The 20,020-nt window shown below is 68.7% G+C and carries 16 protein-coding genes; 6 read left to right on the forward strand and 10 right to left on the reverse strand.

Annotated features, from left to right (window positions below):
- Positions 1–126 precede the first annotated feature (126 nt).
- From EV640_RS00965 to EV640_RS00980, 4 genes are all read right to left on the reverse strand, one after another.
- Positions 127–1,713: an LTA synthase family protein gene (locus EV640_RS00965; protein WP_166645857.1), complete on the reverse strand. Its 1,587-nt coding sequence runs from the start codon at positions 1,711–1,713 to the stop codon at positions 127–129.
- A gap of 110 nt (positions 1,714–1,823) precedes the next feature.
- Entirely contained in the window at positions 1,824–3,932 is a 2,109-nt protein-coding gene (gene paaZ / locus EV640_RS00970; protein WP_133725509.1) for a phenylacetic acid degradation bifunctional protein PaaZ, read from the reverse strand.
- 221 nt (positions 3,933–4,153) lie between these two features.
- Complete coding sequence (locus tag EV640_RS00975; protein ID WP_133725510.1) at positions 4,154–5,170, reverse strand: MDR family oxidoreductase; 1,017 nt, start codon at positions 5,168–5,170, stop codon at positions 4,154–4,156.
- Positions 5,167–5,664, reverse strand: coding sequence for an Lrp/AsnC family transcriptional regulator (locus EV640_RS00980; protein WP_051500950.1), 498 nt, complete (start codon positions 5,662–5,664; stop codon positions 5,167–5,169). Before EV640_RS00980 ends, EV640_RS00975 begins: the two co-directional genes overlap by 4 nt.
- 183 nt (positions 5,665–5,847) lie before the next feature.
- On the opposite strand from EV640_RS00980, the gene pdhA reads away from it, so the two are divergent.
- From pdhA to EV640_RS01000, 4 genes are all read left to right on the forward strand, one after another.
- On the forward strand, positions 5,848–7,032 hold the full coding sequence (gene pdhA / locus EV640_RS00985) for a pyruvate dehydrogenase (acetyl-transferring) E1 component subunit alpha (protein ID WP_133725511.1): 1,185 nt from the start codon (positions 5,848–5,850) through the stop codon (positions 7,030–7,032).
- A gap of 3 nt (positions 7,033–7,035) precedes the next feature.
- Positions 7,036–8,109 (forward strand): alpha-ketoacid dehydrogenase subunit beta, encoded by a 1,074-nt coding sequence (locus EV640_RS00990; RefSeq protein WP_051500951.1) that lies wholly within the window; start codon positions 7,036–7,038, stop codon positions 8,107–8,109.
- Between the two features lies 1 nt (position 8,110).
- Entirely contained in the window at positions 8,111–9,685 is a 1,575-nt protein-coding gene (locus EV640_RS00995) for a dihydrolipoamide acetyltransferase family protein (RefSeq protein ID WP_133725512.1), read from the forward strand.
- Positions 9,686–9,869: 184 nt separating this feature from the next.
- Positions 9,870–10,796: an urea carboxylase-associated family protein gene (locus EV640_RS01000; protein ID WP_133725513.1), complete on the forward strand. Its 927-nt coding sequence runs from the start codon at positions 9,870–9,872 to the stop codon at positions 10,794–10,796.
- A gap of 134 nt (positions 10,797–10,930) precedes the next feature.
- On the opposite strand, the gene glpK is transcribed toward EV640_RS01000, so the two are convergent.
- The 3 genes from glpK to EV640_RS01015 form a co-directional block, all read right to left on the reverse strand.
- The gene (gene glpK / locus EV640_RS01005; RefSeq protein ID WP_036474429.1) at positions 10,931–12,445 is read right to left on the reverse strand and encodes a glycerol kinase GlpK; all 1,515 of its coding nucleotides are present in this window, start codon (positions 12,443–12,445) and stop codon (positions 10,931–10,933) included.
- 78 nt (positions 12,446–12,523) lie between these two features.
- A complete protein-coding gene (locus EV640_RS01010; protein ID WP_036474431.1) occupies positions 12,524–13,270 on the reverse strand; it encodes an MIP/aquaporin family protein in 747 nt (248 codons plus the stop codon).
- A gap of 131 nt (positions 13,271–13,401) precedes the next feature.
- Positions 13,402–15,150, reverse strand: a complete 1,749-nt coding sequence (locus EV640_RS01015; protein WP_133725514.1) for a glycerol-3-phosphate dehydrogenase/oxidase — start codon at positions 15,148–15,150, stop codon at positions 13,402–13,404.
- Between the two features lie 229 nt (positions 15,151–15,379).
- Here EV640_RS01015 and EV640_RS01020 point away from each other — a divergent pair, with 229 nt between their 5' ends.
- Entirely contained in the window at positions 15,380–16,297 is a 918-nt protein-coding gene (locus EV640_RS01020) for a sugar-binding transcriptional regulator (protein ID WP_051501020.1), read from the forward strand.
- Between the two features lie 23 nt (positions 16,298–16,320).
- Here the strand turns inward: EV640_RS01020 and EV640_RS01025 are convergent, their stop codons facing one another.
- From EV640_RS01025 to EV640_RS01035, 3 genes are read right to left on the reverse strand one after another with little or no spacing between them, the layout of a single operon-like run.
- Complete coding sequence (locus EV640_RS01025; RefSeq protein WP_133725515.1) at positions 16,321–17,202, reverse strand: 3-hydroxyacyl-CoA dehydrogenase family protein; 882 nt, start codon at positions 17,200–17,202, stop codon at positions 16,321–16,323.
- Positions 17,199–18,026: an enoyl-CoA hydratase/isomerase family protein gene (locus tag EV640_RS01030; RefSeq protein ID WP_133725516.1), complete on the reverse strand. Its 828-nt coding sequence runs from the start codon at positions 18,024–18,026 to the stop codon at positions 17,199–17,201. Before EV640_RS01030 ends, EV640_RS01025 begins: the two co-directional genes overlap by 4 nt.
- Positions 18,027–18,030: 4 nt before the next feature.
- On the reverse strand, positions 18,031–19,230 hold the full coding sequence (locus EV640_RS01035) for a thiolase family protein (RefSeq protein ID WP_208292168.1): 1,200 nt from the start codon (positions 19,228–19,230) through the stop codon (positions 18,031–18,033).
- Positions 19,231–19,358: 128 nt separating this feature from the next.
- Here EV640_RS01035 and EV640_RS01040 point away from each other — a divergent pair, with 128 nt between their 5' ends.
- On the forward strand, positions 19,359–19,997 hold the full coding sequence (locus tag EV640_RS01040; protein ID WP_133725518.1) for an HD domain-containing protein: 639 nt from the start codon (positions 19,359–19,361) through the stop codon (positions 19,995–19,997).
- Positions 19,998–20,020 lie beyond the last annotated feature (23 nt).

Genomic DNA, 20,020 nt, shown 5'->3' on the forward strand with positions numbered 1-20,020 from the left:
AACAGGTCCCCTTCAGTGAACCATTGCCTGGCCTCCCGCAGATTCAACTCGTCGGTTGTGAAGCAGCCCCCCCCAGTGAGCCGCCCAGCAGGCTGATGCGCCGAGCTGGTCCGGCTCCACGGTGGGCTACTCCGCCGAGGACCGTCCGCTCCACGCCTCGGCGTAGAACTCCGCGGAGCGGGAATTCAGCAGCTCCGTGTAGGCCTCCGAGGGCAACGACTGCGCAGAACCCTCGGGCAGCTCGGCGGAGAAGGCGGACACGCCCAGCCCCGCCTCGCCGTCACCCACGGTCAGCCCAGCGGCCTCGAGGATCGTGGGGTACATGCTGAGCTGGTCCACCCCTGGGCGCAGCGTGTCCGGATCAGCGCCGGGAATCCAGATCCGGTTGAAGATGCTCCGATCGGGGTGGTCCACGAGCTCCTCCTGGAAGGAATCGCCGGCGTTGACCGGCTTGAGATGGTCCCCCATGATCACCACCGCGGTGTCCTTCAGGTAGCCCTGGTCCTCCATGTGCTCCACGAAGCCCGCGACCTGCTCCATGGAGCAGCCGAGCACGGAGGTCGCCTCCTCCTGGGTGTCCACATCGCAGTAGTCGAACACGTGAACCGGCTCATGGGTGTCCAGGGTCAGCACCGAGAGGTTGAACGGCTCACCGGTCTGCTCGGACTCCGCGTGGAGCTCGTCCAGCTGATCCTCGGCTCGTTCCATCAGGCTCTGGTCGCTCAGTCCCCAGTCGCTGCGGAAGCTGCTGGAGGGCTCACCGGCGGCGCGCCAGTCCGCGAGCCCCTTCACCTCGGAGTAGCCGTGGCTGCCCAGGAAGGTGTTCTTCTCGGCGAAGGCGGGATTGGCCCCGCCCAGGAACACGCTGGTGTAGCCGTGATCCTTCAGGACATCACCCAGGCAGACCGTCCCGTCCAGATAGGTGTCGTCGCCGCCGCGCAGCTCCCCGAGGGCGCCGCTGCTCGCCGCAGAGGTGACGCCCGAGAGTGGAATCCCGCACTGCGTGGCGGTCAGCCCGGACATGGTCCAGCCGCCGCCGTCGTACTGCCGGAGGTCCTCCACGCTCTGCCAACCTTCGGCTGACCCGGTGACCTCCTTGAGCGGCTCGAACCCGTCCTTCTCGAAGAGCGCCTCATCTTCCAGGGTGGACTCTCCGGCCTCCAGGTAGATCAGGACCAGATTGCGTCTGTGCTCGTCGTCGAGGACCTCCGGCTCCACATAGTGATCCGCGAGGTCGTACTCGGAGTTGCCGGCCTGGATGTAGTCGGGAATGCCCACGGCCGTGGAGAAGGACGCCGTGCCCAGGACCACCACCGAGGCCGCCAGCGTCGTGGTCACGGTGCGCATCAGCCACGGCGAGCGCCAGGCGCCCTCAGGATCGCTCCTCAGCCGGCGAGTGCGCCCGGGACGGCGCAGCCACAGCAAGATGCCGGCGGTGATCAGCAGCGGCAGCACGCCGATGCCGAGGATGCAGACCCAGACCAGAGCACCGCCGCCGCCGTCGGTCTCCACCGAGACCAGGTTCAGCAGCACCTGGCCCACGGTGATCTCGCCCCAGAACAAGCGGATCAGGGCGGCGGCGATCAGCAGCGCCAGCCCCACCCAGACCAACAGGAGGACCAGCACCTGGCCGAGGACGGCCACCGATCGCCGCGCCAGGCGAAGCATCCGGGCGCCGCGCGCAGGCGCATCTCGTGGTCTGTCCACAGCCATCGCCTCCCCGACGTCGAGCCCGATCATGGGCGATACCAGCTCAGCTCCTTACCGTACTCGCCGATCCCGAGAAGACGGTGGACGCGGCCCTCAGCACGACGACGCCGAGCTCACCGCCACTCGGGCTTGTTCTGCTTCGCCACCCGGGTCAGCACGTCGTAGGTCGCGACGATCTCGTCGTGCTGGTTGTGCAGCACGGTGTCCCAGCGGACCTCGCCGTAGTCATCGGTCTCCCGCGGGATGATCTGCTTCGCAGTCAGCGTGACCCGGATCGAGTCGTCGTAGGTCACCGGGGTCTGGAAGGAGAGGTTCTCCAGGCCGGTGTTCGCCAGCACCGGGCCCGGGGCCGGCTCCACGAAGAGCCCGGCCGCCCAGGCCACCAGCAGATATCCGTGGGCGACTCGGCGCGGGAAGAACGGGTTCGCCGTCGCCGCCTCCTCGTCGGTGTGGGCATAGAAGGTGTCCCCGGTGGACTCGGCGAAGGAGGTGATGTCTTCCAGGGCCACGGTGCGCAGTCCCGAGGCGAACTGATCCCCGATGCGCAGCTCGGCCAGGGATTTCCGGAACGGGTGGACGGCGGTGCCATCAGCCACCGTCTCGGGAGTCGCCGTGACCGCTTTCGCCCCGCGGTGCCAGACTCCGGTGACTCCGGTGAGCAGGTCCGGGGAGCCCTGGACGGCGGTGCGCTGCATATAGTGCTTGACCGCGCGGATGCCGCCGAGCTCCTCGCCGCCGCCGGCCCGTCCGGGGCCGCCGTGGACCAGGTGGGGCAGCGGGGAGCCGTGACCGGTGGAGGTCTTGGCGTCGTCGCGGTCCAGGAAGAGCACCCGTCCATGGTGGGAGGCGATGCCGCGGGTGAACTCGGCGGCGATCTCCGGGTCGTGGGTGCAGACGGTGGCGACCAGCGAGCCGCCGCCGAGGGCGGCGAGGTCCACGGCGTCGTCGATGTCGGCGTAGCCCAGCACCGAGGTGACCGGCCCGAAGGCCTCCACCGAGTGCACCGCAGGGGTGCGGGGTTCGGCGAAGGAGAGCACGGTGGCCGGGAAGAAGGCGCCCTGTCCTGCGTCGGCGTCGCCCGTGCCGGATTCTGGTCCGCCCACCCGCACGGAACCGCCGGCGCTGACCAACGTGTCCACCGCGCGGGCGACCTCCTCGCGCTGATCCTGCGAGGCCAGCGGGCCCATGGTGGTCTGGGCGTCTCGCGGGTCGCCGAGGACCACGCGGGAGTCCAGCCGTGTCCGCAGCGCCTCCACCACCGGGTCCACCTGGGCCGAGGGCACGATGACGCGGCGGATCGCGGTGCACTTCTGACCGGTCTTGGCGGTCATCTCCAGGGTCACCGACTTGATGAAGGCGTCGAACTCGACCGTGTCCGGACCGGCGTCGGGGCCCAGGATCGCGGCGTTGAGCGAATCGGTCTCTGCCGTGAAGCGCACGCCCTGGTTCGCGACGTTGTCATGGGAGCGCAGCAGCTGCGCGGTGTTGGCCGAGCCGGTGAAGGCCACGTGGTCGCGGTGATCCAGGTGGTCCAGCAGGTCCCGGGCGGAGCCGGAGATCAGCTGCAGCGCCCCGGTGGGGATCAGCCCGGAGTCGATCATCAGCCTCACGCAGGCCTGGGTGACATAGGCGGTCTGCGAGGCGGGCTTCACGATGGTGGGCACCCCGGCGATGAAGCTGGGGGCGAACTTCTCCAGCATTCCCCAGACCGGGAAGTTGAAGGCGTTGATCTGCACGGCGACCCCGGTGAGCCGGGTGTAGATGTGCTCGCCGAGGAAGGAGCCGTCGCGGGAGAGCTGCTCGACCGCTCCGTCGACGATGATGTTGGCGTTGGGCAGCTCCTTGCGCCCCTTCGAGGAGAAGGTGCGGATGGTGCCGATCCCGCCGTCGACATCGATCAGGTGGTCGCGGCGGGTGGAGCCGGTGCGGTCGGAGAGCTCATAGAGCTCCTCGCGGTGCTCGTGGAGGTAGGCGGCGAGGTGCTTCAGGCGCAGCGCGCGCTGGTGGATGCTCAGCTGCCCCAGGCTCTCCTGGCCTGCCGAGCGAGCATGGGCGACGGCGGCACCGGTGTCCAGCCCCTCGGTGGAGACCAGGCAGACCGGCTCGGCGGTGGAGGCATCGAGGATCTCGTGGACCTTGCTCGGGGCCTCCGGGGTCCACCAGGAGTCCTGGATGTAGCTGGGCAGGAGACGGGGAGCCGCAGATGTGTCAGTGGCAGCCATGGGGTCCTCTCAACGACAGGTAGAACTGACCGAACGGTCGGTAATTGACCCCATCCTAGCCCGGGAGATCAGAATGTGACACCCCACACAAGAGCGCCGCCTCAGACCGCTTCCCCCAGCTCAACGGACCAGCTGGCCAGCCACTCAGCCAGCCATCCGCCGGCCAGCCGCTCAGCCGGTCAGCCGGTCAGCCGCACCGATACGGCCTCACCCGTGCAGCTTCACGCCTGGAGCTTCACGACGGTCCGGCCGCGCACCTCTCCGGCGAGGATCTGCTCGGCCTGCTCGAAGACCCCGTCCAGCGTGATCTCCTGAGTCAGGTCGTCGAGCAGCTCTACGGGCAGGTCGCTGGCCAGCCGGGCCCAGGCCTGTTCGCGCAGCTCGGGCGTCGCGGTGACCGAGTTGATCCCGGCAAGGGTGACCCCGCGCAGGATGAAGGGCATCACCGTGGTGGGCAGGTCGACCCCCTGGGCCAGTCCGCAGCTGGCGACGGTGCCGCCGTCCTCGGCCTGGGAGAGGATGTTCGCCAGGGTCGCAGAGCCGGCGGAGTCGATCCCGCCCGCCCAACGCCGCTTCTGCAGCGCAGACCCGGCCTCGGCGAAGTCCTTCCGATCCAGCAGCTCGGCCGCTCCGAGGTGACGCAGATACTCGCCCTGCTCCTGGACCCGCCCGGTCACTGCGGTGACCCGGTAGCCGAGCTGGTTCAGCACCGCGATCGCCACCGACCCGACTCCACCGGCCGCCCCGCTGACGACGACCTCGCCGGCCTCGGGCCGCACCCCGCCGCGTTCCAGGGCGAGCACCGCGAGCATCGCGGTGAACCCTGCGGTGCCGATCGCCGCGGCCCGCTTCGGACTCAGTCCCTCGGGGAGCTTGACCAGGTACTTCGCGGAGACCCGGGCGCGCTCGGCAAGCCCGCCGTGGGCGGCCTCACCGATCCCGCCGCCGGTGAGCACCACGAGATCGCCGGGGCTGAACCTGGGATCGGCGGAGCTGGTGACCTCCCCGACCAGGTCGATGCCCGGGATCAGCGGGGAGGTTCGAGCCACCCCGGGCTTGCCGGCCAGGGCGAGCCCGTCCTTGTAGTTGATCCCGGAGTAGTGGACATCGATGTCCACCGGGGCGTCTCCCCCGGAGTCCTCGAGGAAGTCCTGCGGCAGGTCCTTCAGCGTCGCCTCGTGCTGAAGGATGCGCCCGCGCTCCAGGGTCTGCTCGATCAGGGCTGCTCGAAAGGTCATGAAGGTCTCCTTGGCATCGGGTGCTCATATTGGGTGTGATCGTCGAAGATCAGGGCGGTCTGGGAGGACTGCACGCAGGACAGTGACTGGATCCGTTCGAAGACCACCCGGCGCAGCTCCTCCACGGTGCGGGTGCGCACCAGCAGCACGGCGTCGTACTGACCGCCGACCAGCGCCAGGTGTCGCACCGCAGGCTCATCGGCCAGCGCCCCGCGCAGCACCTCCCAGTCATCCTGCTTCAGCGTCAGGAAGACGTAGGCGGCCGTGGACATTCCGGCGGCGCGGGGGTCGATCACTGCGGTATAGCCCTGCAGGACTCCGGCGGCGCGCAGCCGGGAGATCCGCTCATAGGCGTTGGCCCGGGACAGGTGCAGCCCGAGGGCCAGGGCGCTCACCGACTGGCGGGCGTCCTGGCTCAGCGCATGCAGGATCCGGTGGTCCACGGAGTCCAGCGAGATCTCGCCTCGCGCCGCCTCGTCTCGGTCATTGCCCATAGTTCTGGACGATACCAGCCGTGGCACACCTCACACGAGCAGTTCGTCCGGCCCGCATCGAGTCCCGGAGGAGCCCGTCTCGGATCTGCCTGCGCGGTGGCCCCGCGCCGGCAGGCTGGGACACACTCATACCGAGAGTGTGATGCACGACACCTGCGCCAGAGACTTTTAGGAGGCCTCGCGATGACCAGCGAGACACAGGAGGGGACCCCGATCCAGGGCTCCCATATCAAGGAGACCAGCAGCAGCTTCGGGATCACCCCCGAGCAGTACATGCTCCCGGCAGCCCAGCAGATCCGCATGCTGGGCCCCGACGGGCAGCTGATCCCGGAGGAGGCGCAGGGCACCAGCCCCGGGCATGAGTACCCGATCCCCGAGGACGACGCGCTGCTGGCCGCCTACGAGGCACTGGTGGTGGGGCGTCGGGTCAATGATCAGAACTATGCATTGGTCCGCCAGGGCCGGCTCGCGGTCTACCCCTCCTCGCACGGCCAGGAGGCCTGCCAGGTCGGTGCCGCCCTTGCACTGGGCACCGGCGACTGGATGTTCCCCACCTACCGCGACACCGTCGCCACGATCACCCGAGGGGTGGACCCGCTCGAGGTGATGGTCTCCTTCCGCGGCGACTGGCACTGCGGGTATGACCCGCTGCACTACAAGATCTCGGCCATGTCGACCCCGCTGACCACCCAGCTGCTCCACGCTGTCGGCGTCGCCCACGCGGCGAAGCTGCGCGGCGAGGACACTGTGGTGCTGGCGATGTGTGGCGACGGCGCCACCAGTGAGGGTGACTTCCACGAGGCGCTGAACTTCGCGGCGGTCTTCGAGGTGCCGGTGGTCTTCTTCGTGCAGAACAACGGCTACGCCATCTCGGTGCCGCTCTCGGCGCAGACCGCCGCCCCGTCGCTGGCGCACAAGGCGATCGGCTATGGCATGGCCGGGGAGCAGGTGGACGGCAATGACATGGTGGCCGTGCTTGCCACGCTGCGCCGCGCCGTCGATCTGGCCCGGGCAAACTCCATGCCGCTGCTGCTGGAGGCCATCACCTACCGGATGCAGGCGCACACCAACGCCGACGACGACTCCCGCTACCGCGAGTCCGCCGAGGTCGAGCAGTGGAAGCAGCGCGACCCGCTGCTGCGCATGCGCACCTTCCTCACCGAGCGCGGGGTCCTCGACGCCGACGCCGAGACCCGGATCAGCGGCAAGGCCGAGGAGGTCGCCGCGGCGCTGCGCCTGGCCATGACCACCGAGCCCGAGATGGACCCGCTGGAGATCTTCGACCACGTCTATGCCGCCCCGACCGCCCAGCTGCGCGAACAGCGCGCCAAGCTGGCCGATGAGCTCGAGCGAAGCCAGGAGGGCTGACCCATGGCCACTGCCACCACAACCGCACCCGCACTCGCCGGGGCCGCCGCCAAGCCCACCACCTTCGCGGCGGCGCTGAACACCGCGATGTCCGACGCCATGGAGAACGACCGCTCGGTCTGCGTCTTCGGCGAGGACGTCGGCACCCTCGGCGGCGTCTTCAGGATCACCGACGGGCTGACCCAGCGCTTCGGCGCGAACCGCTGCTTCGACACCCCCCTGGCCGAGTCCGGCATCGCCGGCATGGCCATGGGCATGGCGATCAACGGGATGCGCCCGGTGATCGAGATGCAGTTCGACGCCTTCGCCTACCCGGCCCTGGAGCAGATCTTCAGCCACATCGCCAAGACGGCCAACCGGTCCCGCGGCCGGGTTCGGCTGCCGATGGTCATCCGGATTCCCTATGGCGGCGGAGTCGGCGGCGTGGAGCATCACTGCGACTCCTCCGAGGCCTACTACGCGCACACCCCGGGGTTGAAGATCTACACCCCGGCCACGGTCAGCGACGCCTATCTGATGCTGCGCGAGGCCATCGACTCCCCGGACCCGGTGGTCTTCTTCGAGCCGAAGAAGCTCTACTGGACCAAGGAGGCCGTGGACCTCAGCGACCTGCGCACGCAGTACGAGGCTGCGGCGCGGGACGAGTCCGCGCCGGCGGCCGGGGTCGGCGCGGAGGGCCGCGCCGTCGTCGTGCGTGAGGGCACCGACGTCTCGCTGATCAGCTATGGCCCCAGCGTGTCCACCGCACTGAAGGCCGCTGACGCTGCCGCCGAGGACGGGATCTCCGCGGAGGTCCTGGACCTGCGCAGCATCGTGCCCTTCGACGACGCCGCCCTGGAGGCCACGGTGACCAAGACCGGCCGCGCCGTGGTGATCGCCGAGGCGCAGGGCTTCGTCTCGGTGGCCGCCGAGATCGTGGCCCGGATCCAGGAGCGCAGCTTCCACTCGCTGTCCTCCCCGGTCAAGCGGGTCACCGGATTCGACATTCCGTATCCATCACCGAAGCTCGAGGAGCACCATCTGCCCAGCGTGGACCGGATCCTGGACGCGCTCGACGAGCTGCAGTGGGAGGACTGAGATGACCACCTTCAATCTGCCCGACCTGGGCGAGGGACTGACCGAGGCCACGCTGCTGAGCTGGCTGGTGACCGAGGGCGAGACGATCGTGGTGGATCAGCCGATCGCCGAGGTCGAGACCGCCAAGTCCGCCATCGAGGTGCCCACCCCCTACGCCGGGGTGGTCACCAAGCTCCACGGCGCCGTGGGCGAGACCCTGATCGTGGACGAGCCGCTGATCACCGTGGGCGCCGAGGCTGAGGCCGCTGGATCCGGCGGCTCGGACGCCGCCGGCCACACCAGCGCTGATGCCAACGGCGCCTCCGAGGCCGGGGCGCTGAGCTACCGCGAGGAGGAGCGCGCCGGCACGGTGCCCGCCACCGGATCGGTGACCGACCCCGGCACCGCTGCTGAGTCTTCTGAGGAGGAGGGGTCGGGCAATGTCCTGATCGGTTATGGCACCTCCACCGCCAAGCGCAGCGGACGACGTCGGCGCAACGGCTCCTCCCGCCCGGTCGCCGCGGGCGCAGCTGCCGCCGGCGGGCCTGCCGCCTCGGGCCCAGCAACCGCGGTCTCAGCCGCCTCGGGCCCAGCCACCGCGGGCCCAGCCCAGAGGGCCCCCCGGGTCTCCTCGCCGCTGGTGCGCCGGCTTGCCCGCGAGCATGCGCTCACCCTGGGCGAGCTCACCGGTTCCGGCCCGGAAGGAATGATCCTGCGCGCCGACGTGCTCGCGGCCATCGGCGCTTCCAGCCAGACCGCCGGTGACACGGCCGGTGACACGGCCGGGGACGCGGCACCTGCTGCGGCACCTGTTGCCGCCTCGGGCTCCGCACAGCCCACCCCAACCACGACCGGTGCAGCGGCGCCGGCGCCAGGCGGCCTCGAGGTCCGCGAGCGCGTCCCCATGTCAGGGATGCGCAAGGCGGTGGCCACGACGCTGACCCGTTCGCGCCGGGAGATCCCGGAGGCCACGGTCTGGCAGGACGTGGACATGACAGAGGTCCTCGCGCTGCGCTCCCGGCTCAAGGAGCAGGCGGCCAAGGACGGCAGCGCCGCGCCGTCGCTGCTGGCGCTGCTCAGCCGGTTCGTGCTGGCCGGGCTCTCGCGCTACCCCGATCTGGCCACCAGGCTCGAAGACACGGCGGCCGGCACCCAGGAGATCGTGCACTACGACGGCGTGAACCTCGGCTTCGCCGCCCAGACTCCGGCCGGTCTGGTCGTTCCGGTGATCCGGCACGCCGAACGGCTCTCTGCCCGGGCGCTGCACGCGGAGATCTCTCGGCTGGTCGCCGAGGCCCGCGAGGGCAAGATCTCAGGCAAGGAGCTCACCGGGGGCACCTTCACGGTGAACAACTATGGGGTCTTCGGCTCCGACGGGGCCACCCCGATCATCAACCACCCCGAGGTCGGAATCCTCGGCATCGGGCGGATCCTGGACCGCGCCTGGGCGGTGAACGGGGAGCTTGCCGTGCGCAAGGTCGCCACCCTGACCATCGCCTTTGATCATCGGGTGTGCGACGGCGGCACCGCCGGCGGGTTCCTGAACTTCGTGGCCACCTGTCTTCAGGACCCGTCCTCCGCATTGGCGGACCTCTGAGGGGACAGGTCCGCAGGGCGAGGCGACAGAGCTCCAGAGCGTCAGAGCGTCAGAGCTTGAGAAGCTGGAGAGCTCCAACAGGCTGCACCATTGAGGGATGAGCAGGACAGGCCGGGACCGAGAGCAACATATCGGTCCCGGCCGCTTCTCTAGACTGGGCTGGTTCCCCCGAGAAGGAGACAGCATGAGCGCAGAGATCCCCACCGGAGCCCCCGGCGCCCCAGGCCACTCCGTCCGCACCTCACGCACCTACAATCAGCCCGCGGCGTATCAGTCGGCGCCCGGCGGTCCGCTGGACCCGGATCGCAGCTTCTACGACGCGGTGGCCGCCGCGGAGCGCACCCTGACCCAGGAGTTCGAGATCCCGGTCCGCTCCGGCCACGCCTGGGAGGTCAAGGCCGGCTCGATCGTGCGGATCAACGCAGTGCAAGGCCCTCAGGTCGGTGACCTGAACCTGTGGAACCTGCACAATCCCCGGGAACGATTCTGGGCCGCCCGCACCCGGCAGCTGCAGCGTGCCTCGATGACCACCTACGACCGTTTCTGGTCCACCCTGCCCCATCTGCGCCCGATGGCCACCGTGGTCGGGGACTCGCTGGCTGATCATCCCGACGCCGAGGTCATCCACGACCTGCTGGGGACCCGCTGTGATCCCTACGTGAATCGGATGCTGGCCGGGGCGGACTTCGACTACCACTGTCATTCAAACCTCACTCGCGCGATCATGGGGCACGGACTCACCGAGTCCGATGTCCACGACGTGCTCAACGTGTTCCAGTTCGCGGGCCTGAATGAAAACCGTGAATACTTCATGGACACCTGCCCCACGCAGCCGGGAGACTACTTCGAGTTCTTCGCCGAGACCGATCTGCTGTGCGCACTCTCCACCTGCCCCGGCGGGGACCTCTCGGTGCACATGTGGGGGCCCGAGGCCGCGAGCACCGAGGAGCAGCTCGAGCACTGCCACCCGCTGGGTGTGCAGGTCTTCTCCCTCGCGCCAGAGGTCCTCGATGCCTGGCGACCCCCGGAGCCGGCGCAGTACCGCGGCAGGCGGGGACGCCACGGGCTGGTGGCGGCGCCGCATCCCGGTCGATCACCGCAGCGCCTCTGAGATCACCGCAGCGCCTCTGAGATCCCACCGCGCTGCCCCGGCCCCAACCGCAGACGGGCCCGCGCCGATCCCTAAGGATCAGCACGGGCCCGTCTGCGGCGGCCGTGGAGTGCGGCTGCGCCTTGGCCTGAGGCCTACTTGACGTCCTCGTCCACCCAGTCGAAGGTCCGGGTCACGGCCTTCTTCCAGAGGCGCAGCTGGCGGTCACGCTCAGCTGTGTCCATCTGAGGCAGCCAGCGCTTGTCCTCGGACCAGTTCGTGGCCAGCTCGTCGGTGTCGCGCCAGAAGCCCACGGCCAGACCCGCCGCGTAGGCGGCACCCAGTGCGGTGGTCTCGGTGACCTTCGGCCTGACCACGGGGATGCCCAGGATGTCGGCCTGGAACTGCATCAGCGCGTCGTTGGCGACCATGCCGCCGTCGACCCGCAGATCCTCCATGTCGACTCCCGCGTCGGCGTTGGCGGCATCGAGCACCTCGCGGGTCTGGAAGGCCGTGGCCTCCAGCGCGGCGCGAGCGATATGGCCCTTGTTCACGAAGCGGGTGAGCCCCACGATGACGCCGCGGGCCTCGCCCCGCCAGTAGGGAGCGAACAGCCCGGAGAAGGCTGGCACCACGTACACCCCACCGTTGTCCTCCACCGACTTGGCAAGGGTCTCTACCTCAGGGGCGGACTTGATGAAGCCGAGGTTGTCGCGCAGCCACTGGATCAGCGATCCGGTCACCGCGATGGAGCCTTCCAGCGCGTAGACGGGCTTGGCGTCTCCCAGCTTGTAGCAGACGGTGGTCAAAAGCCCGTTCTGTGACCGGACGATCTCCTCACCGGTGTTGACGATCAGGAAGTTGCCGGTGCCGTAGGTGTTCTTCGCTCCGCCCTTCTCGAACGCCGCCTGCCCGAAGGTCGCGGCCTGCTGGTCTCCGAGGATGCCGGCCACTGGCGTCTCGCGCAGCAGCTGCGCGGTGTGCACCTTGCCATAGACCTCCGAGGAGGACTTGATCTCGGGGAGCATCGAGCGCGGCACGTCGAAGGCCGCGAGGATCTCGTCGTCCCAGGACAGGGTCTCGAGGTCCATGAACATGGTGCGTGAGGCGTTGGTGACATCGGTGATGTGGACGCCGCCCTCGGTGCCGCCGGTCAGATGCCAGGTCACCCAGGAGTCGGTGTTGCCGAAGAGCAGGTCTCCGGCCTCAGCCTTGGCGCGTGCGCCCTCCACGTTGTCCAGGATCCACTTGACCTTGGTGCCCGAGAAATAGGTGGCCAGCGGCAGACCGACCTTCTTCTTGAAGCGCTCCACTCCCCCGTCGGCGGCGAGCTCATCGACGATCGGCTGAGTGCGAGTGTCCTGCCAGACGATCGCGTTGTAGACCGGCTCTCCGGTGTTCTTGTCCCAGACCACCGTGGTCTCGCGCTGGTTGGTGATGCCGACTGCGGCGATGTCGTGACGGGTCAGGTTGGACTTCGAGAGAGCATTGCCGATGACCTCCCTGGTGTTGGTCCAGATCTCCATCGGGTCGTGCTCGACCCATCCGGGCTTAGGGAAGATCTGTTCGTGCTCCTTCTGGCCCGAGGACACGATGTTTCCGCTGTGATCGAAGACGATGGCGCGGGTGGACGTGGTTCCCTGGTCGATCGCGATGATGTATTTCGACATGCTGTTCTCCTCTTTGAGTGTTCTGTCGGGTGCTTTTCCTCAGCGGTCAGCAGCCATGCTGCCCGCGATGCTTCTGCCTTATCCGGTGACGGCGGGGAGCGTGATCAGCATGGCCAGCAGGCCACCCAGTGCACCGCCGATCAGAGGCCCGACCACCGGGACCCAGGCGTAGGACCAGTCGCTTCCGCCCTTGCCCTTGATCGGCAGCAGTGCGTGGACGATCCTGGGCCCGAGGTCACGTGCAGGGTTGATGGCGTAGCCGGTGGGCCCACCGAGGGAGGCGCCGATGCCGACGACCAGCAGCGCGACCGCCAGCGGTCCGAGCCCCGAGGGGGTTCCGGCGAAGGCGATGATGACGAAGACCAGGACGAAGGTGCCGATGATCTCGGTGAGAAGGTTCCATGGGGCGGATCGGATCGCCGGTCCGGTGGAGAAGACCCCGAGCTTGGTCGCGGCATCGGGCTCGGCGTCGAAATGCTGCTTATAGGCGAGATAGCACAGCACGGCACCGATCATGGCGCCCAGCATCTGCGCCGCGAAGTAGAGCAGCACATTGACCAGCGTCTTATCGATGTCGGGGCCCAGGGTTGCAGTGTCTGCATTGACCAGCAGGCCCACGGTGACCGCGGGGTTCAGGTGCGCCCCGGAGAGCGCAGCGACGTAGACGCCGGCGAAGACGCCGAGCCCCCAGCCGAAGTTGACCATCAGGAATCCGCCGTTGTTGCCCTTGGTCCCTCTCAGTGCGACGTTGGCGACGACGCCACCGCCGAGCAGCAACAGCAGCATGGTGCCGAAGGTCTCGGCGACGAATGCTTCCAGAGACATCTTTGGCTCCTTTCGTTTTTCATTTCTTTGGGGACCTCAGCCGGGTGCTTCGGCTCCTCCTACCCCAGCAGCGAGTGCCGGGAGTTCTACTCGGCTGCGCGGCACGCCCGGTGCCGCGCAGCCCTGGTGGGCTAGGCCACCAGATCCTTGAGCTCGACCTTGTGCCACTCACGCAGCACTCGCTCGGCATGCTCGACCTCCGCGCTCACGGTCGCCTCGTCCCAGCCCAGCAGCGGGGCGAGCATCTGCCCCAGCTCACGGAGCAGCTCCGAGGTGACCTTCCCGCGGAAGGCCAGCGAGGTGCGCCGGATCAGGACGTCGATCAGGTGACCGATCTGCTCGTGCTTCACCATGTAGGCCAGTTCTCGCTGACTCAGCTCCGAGGTGGAGTCGAGGACCTGGTCAGTGCCTGCATGCAGATGCTCGATGACATCGGCGGCGCGGGTGCCGTAGCGGACCAGCAGTCCTTCCACACGTTCTGCGGAGAGGCCGTCTCCGGCATGAGCCATGACCCATGCCTTCTCAGCGGACGCGGTCTTGGGGAAGTCTGCTCCGCCGCCGATGGCCAGCCCGGTGGTGCTGACCGTGCGGCGCTTGCCCAGGACTTCCAGGACCTCGTCGGTCATGTGCTCAGAGAGTGCCCGGAAGGTGGTCCACTTTCCGCCGACCAGGCTGAGTGTGGTCACGGCCTGTGCCCCGGAGCCTTCGGCGCGCTTCTCGATGCGGTAGTCCCGCGAGACGAAGCCCGGCTGGGTCGCGTCGTGGCGCGGCAGCGGCCTGACACCGGAGAAGCTGTAGACCACGTGTCCGTGTTCCACCTCGATCTTGGGGAACACCTGCCCGATCAGATCGATGAAGTAGTCGACCTCTTCGGGGGTGCACACTGCGGGCTCGTTGACGTCCACGTCGATGTCGGTGGTCCCCACAAGGACCCGATCCTCGATGGGATAGATCAGCACGATCCGACCATCGGTGTTCTCGAAGAACATCTCACGGCCGGCGCAGGCCGCCAGCAGCTCCGGGTGATCCAGGACGATGTGGGAGCCCTTGGTGCCGCCCATGAATGCGGAGGGCTCGCCCAGGGACTCGTTGGTCCCGTCGACCCAGGCTCCGGTGGCGTTGACGATCACGTCTGCGGTGAACGGAAACTCCTCACCGGTGAGCTCGTCGCGCAGCGTCACGGTCGAGCCGCTGCGGCCGACGGCGCTGACGTAGTTCGTGGCGCGGACCTCGGGGTTGGCGTTGAGCCCGTCGCGCAGCACATCCAAGGTCATCCGCTCCGGGTTGTGCACCGAGGCGTCGAAATAGGTGGCCGTGTAGCGCACGTCGGGGCGCAGGTCCGGCAGCTGCGCGAGGGACGTGCGGCGCCCGGCGAACCGGTGCCGCGGAACCGCGCCGCCGTCGCGGGAGAACCAGTCGTACATGGTCAGGCCTGCCTTGATCAGGAACGCGCCGCGTTCGCGCGGCTGGCCGTGCTGGCGGTGCGTGATGAACCGGAGCGGGGCGGCGAGGATCCCGGAGAAGGTGGTGAAGATCGGAATGGTGGTCTGCAGCGGCTTCACGTAGTGCGGGGCGGTCTTCAGCAGCCCGTTGCGTTCCACCACTGACTCCCGGACCAGTCGGAACTCGCCGTTCTCCAGGTAGCGGATGCCGCCGTGGATCATGTGTGAGGAGGCCCCTGACGCTCCCTGGCAGTAGTCGCCGCGCTCCACGAGAGCCACATCGACACCCTGCAGAGCGAGGTCGCGGAACGTTCCCACCCCATTGATGCCGCCGCCGATGATCAGCACCGAGGCTCGTGGCGTCTCGCGCAGCTGCCTCACCTCGGCTCGCTCGGCGGGGGTCCGGATCTCACCGTTGGTCATTACTGTGTCGGACATCACATTCTCCTCGGGGCATCGCTGTGCGCATCGGGTTCCTCCGTGCGTATGGGTCCACTCTTGAAACTTTCGGGCAGATAGTCAATGCTGATGCACAGACGTGCACACTCACCCGGGGGGAATGGCCATGAACGCTTCGCCGAAGGACGGAAGATCCAGTTCCAGTGCACATTCATCCACCCGTGAGTCCGCGCGCTCTCGCAGCGGCGATGCCCTGCGCGCGGCACAGATGTACTACCTCCAGGACCTGACGATGAACGCGATCGCCAGGGAGCTGCAGACTTCCCGCTCCACGGTCTCGCGGCTGCTCTCGCTGGCTCGGGACACCGGACTCGTCGAGATCCAGGTCAACAATCCGGCACACCGGGCACCCTCTCTGGAGAACGAGATACGTCGGCGCTTCGGCGTGGAGGCCCACGTGGTGCCGGTCTCCGGCACCTTAGACGATTCCGAGGCCCTGGACCGGGTGGCGATCCAGGCGGCGCGCACCATCGGCCCTTTGGTCGACTCCAACGCGATCATCGGGGTCGCCTGGGGCTCCACGCTCAGCGCGGTCAGTCAGCACCTGACCCGGAAGAGCACCCATGACAGCACCATCGTGCAGCTCAACGGCGCCGGCAACACCCAGACCACCGGAATCGCCTACGCCAGTGAGATCCTGCGTCGGTTCGGCTACGCCTACGGCGCCCGCGTCGAGCAGTTTCCGGTGCCCGCCTTCTTCGACCATGCCGAGACCAAGACCGCCATGTGGGCCGAGCGCAGCGTGCTGCGCATCCTGGAGCTCCAGCGACGCATGACCATGGCCATCTTCGGCGTCGGGTCGACCAACTCGGGGATCCCCAGCCACGTCTACTCCGGCGGGTACCTCGACGAGGCGGATCTGCGGATGCTCCACGAGAAGAGCGTGGTCGGGGACGTGGCGACCATGTTCTTCCGCGCCGACGGCAGCCACCGCGACCTGCAGATCAACCAACGCAGCACCGGGCCGAACCTGGACCTGCTGCGCCAGGTTCCGCGCCGGATCTGTGTCGTCTCGGGTGAGACCAAGATCAGCGGGCTGCGCGGCGCTCTGGCCGCCGGTCTGCCCACCGATCTCATCCTGGATGAGGCCTCAGCACACCTGCTGGTCCAGGGCTCCTCGGACTGAGGCGCATCCGCCCCAGGACCCGTTCAGGCCTCGGGGTAGTCGTAGAAGCCCTTGCCGGACTTCTTCCCCAGCTCGCCGCGGGCCACCATATCGCGCATCAGCTGCGGCGGGGCGAAGCGCTCCCCCAGCTGGGATTCCAGGTATTCCGCGATCCCCAGACGCACGTCCAGGCCGACGATGTCGGTCAGCGCAAGCGGCCCGATCGGGAACTTGTAGCCGAGCACCATCGCGTTGTCGATGTCGGCAGGGTCCGCCACGCCTTCTTCGACCATCCGGATGGCCTCGAGCCCGATCGCCACGCCAAGCCGTGAGGAGGCGAAGCCGGGAGCATCCTTGACCACCACCGGCGTCTTGCTCAGGGACTCGACCCAGCGCGGGGCCAGCGCGGCGAGCTCCTCGCCGGTGCGCTCGGCGAGCACCACCTCCACCAGCTTCGAGGCGGGCACCGGGTTGAAGAAGTGCAGTCCACAGAACCGCTCGGGCCGCTGAAGGTGCCCGGCGAGCGTGCTGATGGACAGCGAGGAGGTGTTCGTGGCCAGCCAGGCCTCGGGTGCGAGCTGGGCCTCGGCACGGCGCAGCGACTCGACCTTCAGGTCCAGGTCCTCAGGCACGGCTTCGATCACCAGCCCGCAGCGCGCGAACGCGGTGACCTCGGCGGTGGCGGTGAGCCGGTCGGTCCAGCGGCTCAGCTCGCCGTCGATCTTTCCGCGGCTCAGCGAGGCCTCAAGGTCCTTGGTGATCTGGGCTGCGGCGGTCTGCGCAGCCTCCTGGGAGACATCGACGACGACGACCTCTTCGGCTCCGGCCACCAGGAAGGCGTGGGCGATCCCGGCGCCCATCCGGCCGCCGCCGAGCACGCCGACGGTGGCGGGGAGGGACTGGGCGGCTGCGCTGGGGGTGCTCATCGGTTCTCTCCTGAGGGCTGATCTGGTCTCTGTGCGGCTTTGGCCTCGCGGCGGTCCAGGAAGGCCTGCATCCGTTCGAACTTGGCCTCTGACTCGAACAGGATCGCCTGGGCGAGGTTGTCGATCTGCGGGTGGGCCTCGCGCGGCATGGAGAAGACCTGCTTGCTGATCCGGACCGCCAGCGGGTCCTGCTTGGCGATCCGATCCGCGAGCGCGTGGGCCGCATCGAGCAGCCCCTCCGCCGGGTGGATCGCGTTGAGCAGGCCATGGTTCAGGGACTCCTGGGCATCGAGGATCCGTCCGGCGAGCAGGATCTCCTTGGCGATGCCCTCCCCGGCAAGTTCACGCAGCCGCCAGAGCGCCCCGGCGGCCGGGATGATGCCCAGCCCGGTCTCGGGCTGGCCGATCTTCACCTCGGGGGTGCCCAGGCGGAAGTCAGCGGCCCAGGCCAGTTCTGCCCCGCCGCCGAGGGCGTAGCCGTCGAGGGCGGCGATCACCGGCATGGGCAGCTTGGCCAGGCGTTCGAAGGCGGAGGAGTTCACGCCGCGCAGCGCGTCCGCGCGTCCTCGGTCTCGGAGCTGGCCGATGTCGGCGCCGGAGGCGAAGATGCCCCTGCCGCCGGATTCGGTGCCGGAGAGGATCAGCAGCTTCGGATGGTGCTCCAGGTGGGCACAGACCGCATGCAGCTCGGTGATCATGGTGGCGTCGATGGCGTTGCGCACCTCGGGCCGGTTCAGCTGGGCGTGCAGCCGGTCGGAGGTCTCGGTGATCTTCAGCGTGGTGAAGTTCCCGGTGTCGAGCAGGACTGGATCGGGGGCGCTCATGGGCTCAGACCCTTTCCAGCAGCAGCGCGGAGCCTTGCCCGACGCCCACGCACATGGTGGCCAGTCCGCGGGCCACGCCTTCGTCCTGCATGCGGCGGGCCAGGGTCAGCACGATCCGGCAGCCGGAGGAGCCCAGCGGGTGGCCCAGGGCGATCGCTCCGCCGTCGGCGTTGACGATGCCTGGGTCCAGGCCGAGTCGGCGCATGCTGGCCAGCGACTGGGTGGCGAAGGCCTCGTTGAGCTCCACGGCGCCGAGGTCATCGACGCTCCAGCCGGCGCGTGCCAGCGCCTTCTGGGTGGCGGGCACCGGGCCCATGCCCATGATCTCCGGGGCCAGACCGGCGCTGGCGCCTCCGGCGATGCGGGCCCGCGGGGTGAGCCCGTACTTCTCCACGGCCGCCTCGGAGGCGACGATCACCGCGGAGGCGCCGTCGTTGAGCGAGGAGGCATTGCCCGCGGTGACCACCGATCCTCCGGCGACGACGGGGCGCAGCCCCGCCAGGGACTCGGCGGTGACTCCGCGGCGCGGACCTTCGTCGGTGTCCACCACGGTGATCGCACCCTTGCGGCCGTGGACCTGGACCGGGGTGATCTCCCGGGCCAGGCGACCGGCGTCGATGGCGGCGAGCGCGCGGCGCTGGGACTCGACGGCGAAGGCGTCGGCGTCTTCTCGGGTGACGCCTTCGACCCGGGCCACCTCCTCGGCGGTCTCGGGCATGGAGAAGGTGCGCTTCTCGATGGCTTGGAACTTCGGGTTGGTGAACCGCCAGCCGATGGAGGTGTCGACCACCTCGCCGGGCTTGCCGAAGGCGGTGGTGGGCTTGGCCATCACCCAGGGGGCGCGAGACATGGACTCGACTCCCCCGGCGACCACGATGTCCGCGGCGCCGGCGGCGATCATGTGCTGGGCCTGGGAGATCGCGCTCATCCCGGAGGCGCACAGCCGGTTCACGGTGATGCCCGGGACGGTGTCCGGGAAGCCGGCCAGAAGCCAGGCCATTCGGGCGACGTTGCGATTCTCCTCCCCTGCGCCGTTGGCGTTGCCGAGGATCACCTCGTCGACCTGGGCCGGGTCGATGCCGGATTCCTCGACCACCTGGCGCACCACCAGGGCGGCGAGGTCATCGGGGCGGACCGAGGACAGGGCGCCGCCGTAGCGGCCGACGGGAGTGCGGGTGCCGGAGACGAGATATACAGGGCTGATCGCCACGTCGTGCGCCTTTCACAGGAATAACTGACCGATCGTTCACCTGTACTCTTCCACGTGTGCACTGTGGGGTCAATCACAGCGAGGTCCCCCGGTCGGACCGCGGCCTGGTCCACACTGGGCTTATGAGTGAAATCATTGCAGGCATCACCATTCCCGACTCCCCGATGGCGCGCGAGGCGACTGAGCTTCTCCGCGAGGTGGCCACCCCGCTGATCTTCCATCACTCCCGAAGGGTCTTCCTCTTCGGCTCGCTGCGCGGCGCGGAGCTGGGCCTCACCGCGGACCGGGAGCTGCTCTACGTCGGCGCGATGTTCCACGATCTCGGGCTCACCGAGACCTACCGGCGCACCGACCAGCGCTTCGAGATCGACGCAGCCGATGAGGCCCGCCGGTTCCTGCTGGGTCACGGGATCCCCGCGGCGGAGGCGGCGAAGGTGTGGAACGGCATCGCGCTGCACACCACCCCGGAGATCCCGCTGCATATGGATCCGGAGGTCGCGCTGGTGACCCGCGGGGTCGAGCTCGACGTGCTGGGCCTGGGCTATGACGCGATCACCGATGCGCAGCGGGCCGCCGTCCTCGCGGCTCACCCGCGGCCGGACTTCAAGAACCAGATCCTCGCAGCGTTCACCGAAGGCCTCAAGGACCGACCCGAGACCACCTTCGGCAATGTGAAGGCCGATGTGCTTGCGCACTTCCTGCCCGACTTCGAGCGCGGGGACTTCGTGGAGGTCATCCGCAGCTCGCCCTGGCCCGAATAGCCGGCGGCTCGGGCCAGGGCGGA

This window comes from Nesterenkonia aurantiaca (genome assembly GCF_004364585.1).
Lineage (GTDB): Bacteria > Actinomycetota > Actinomycetes > Actinomycetales > Micrococcaceae > Nesterenkonia > Nesterenkonia aurantiaca.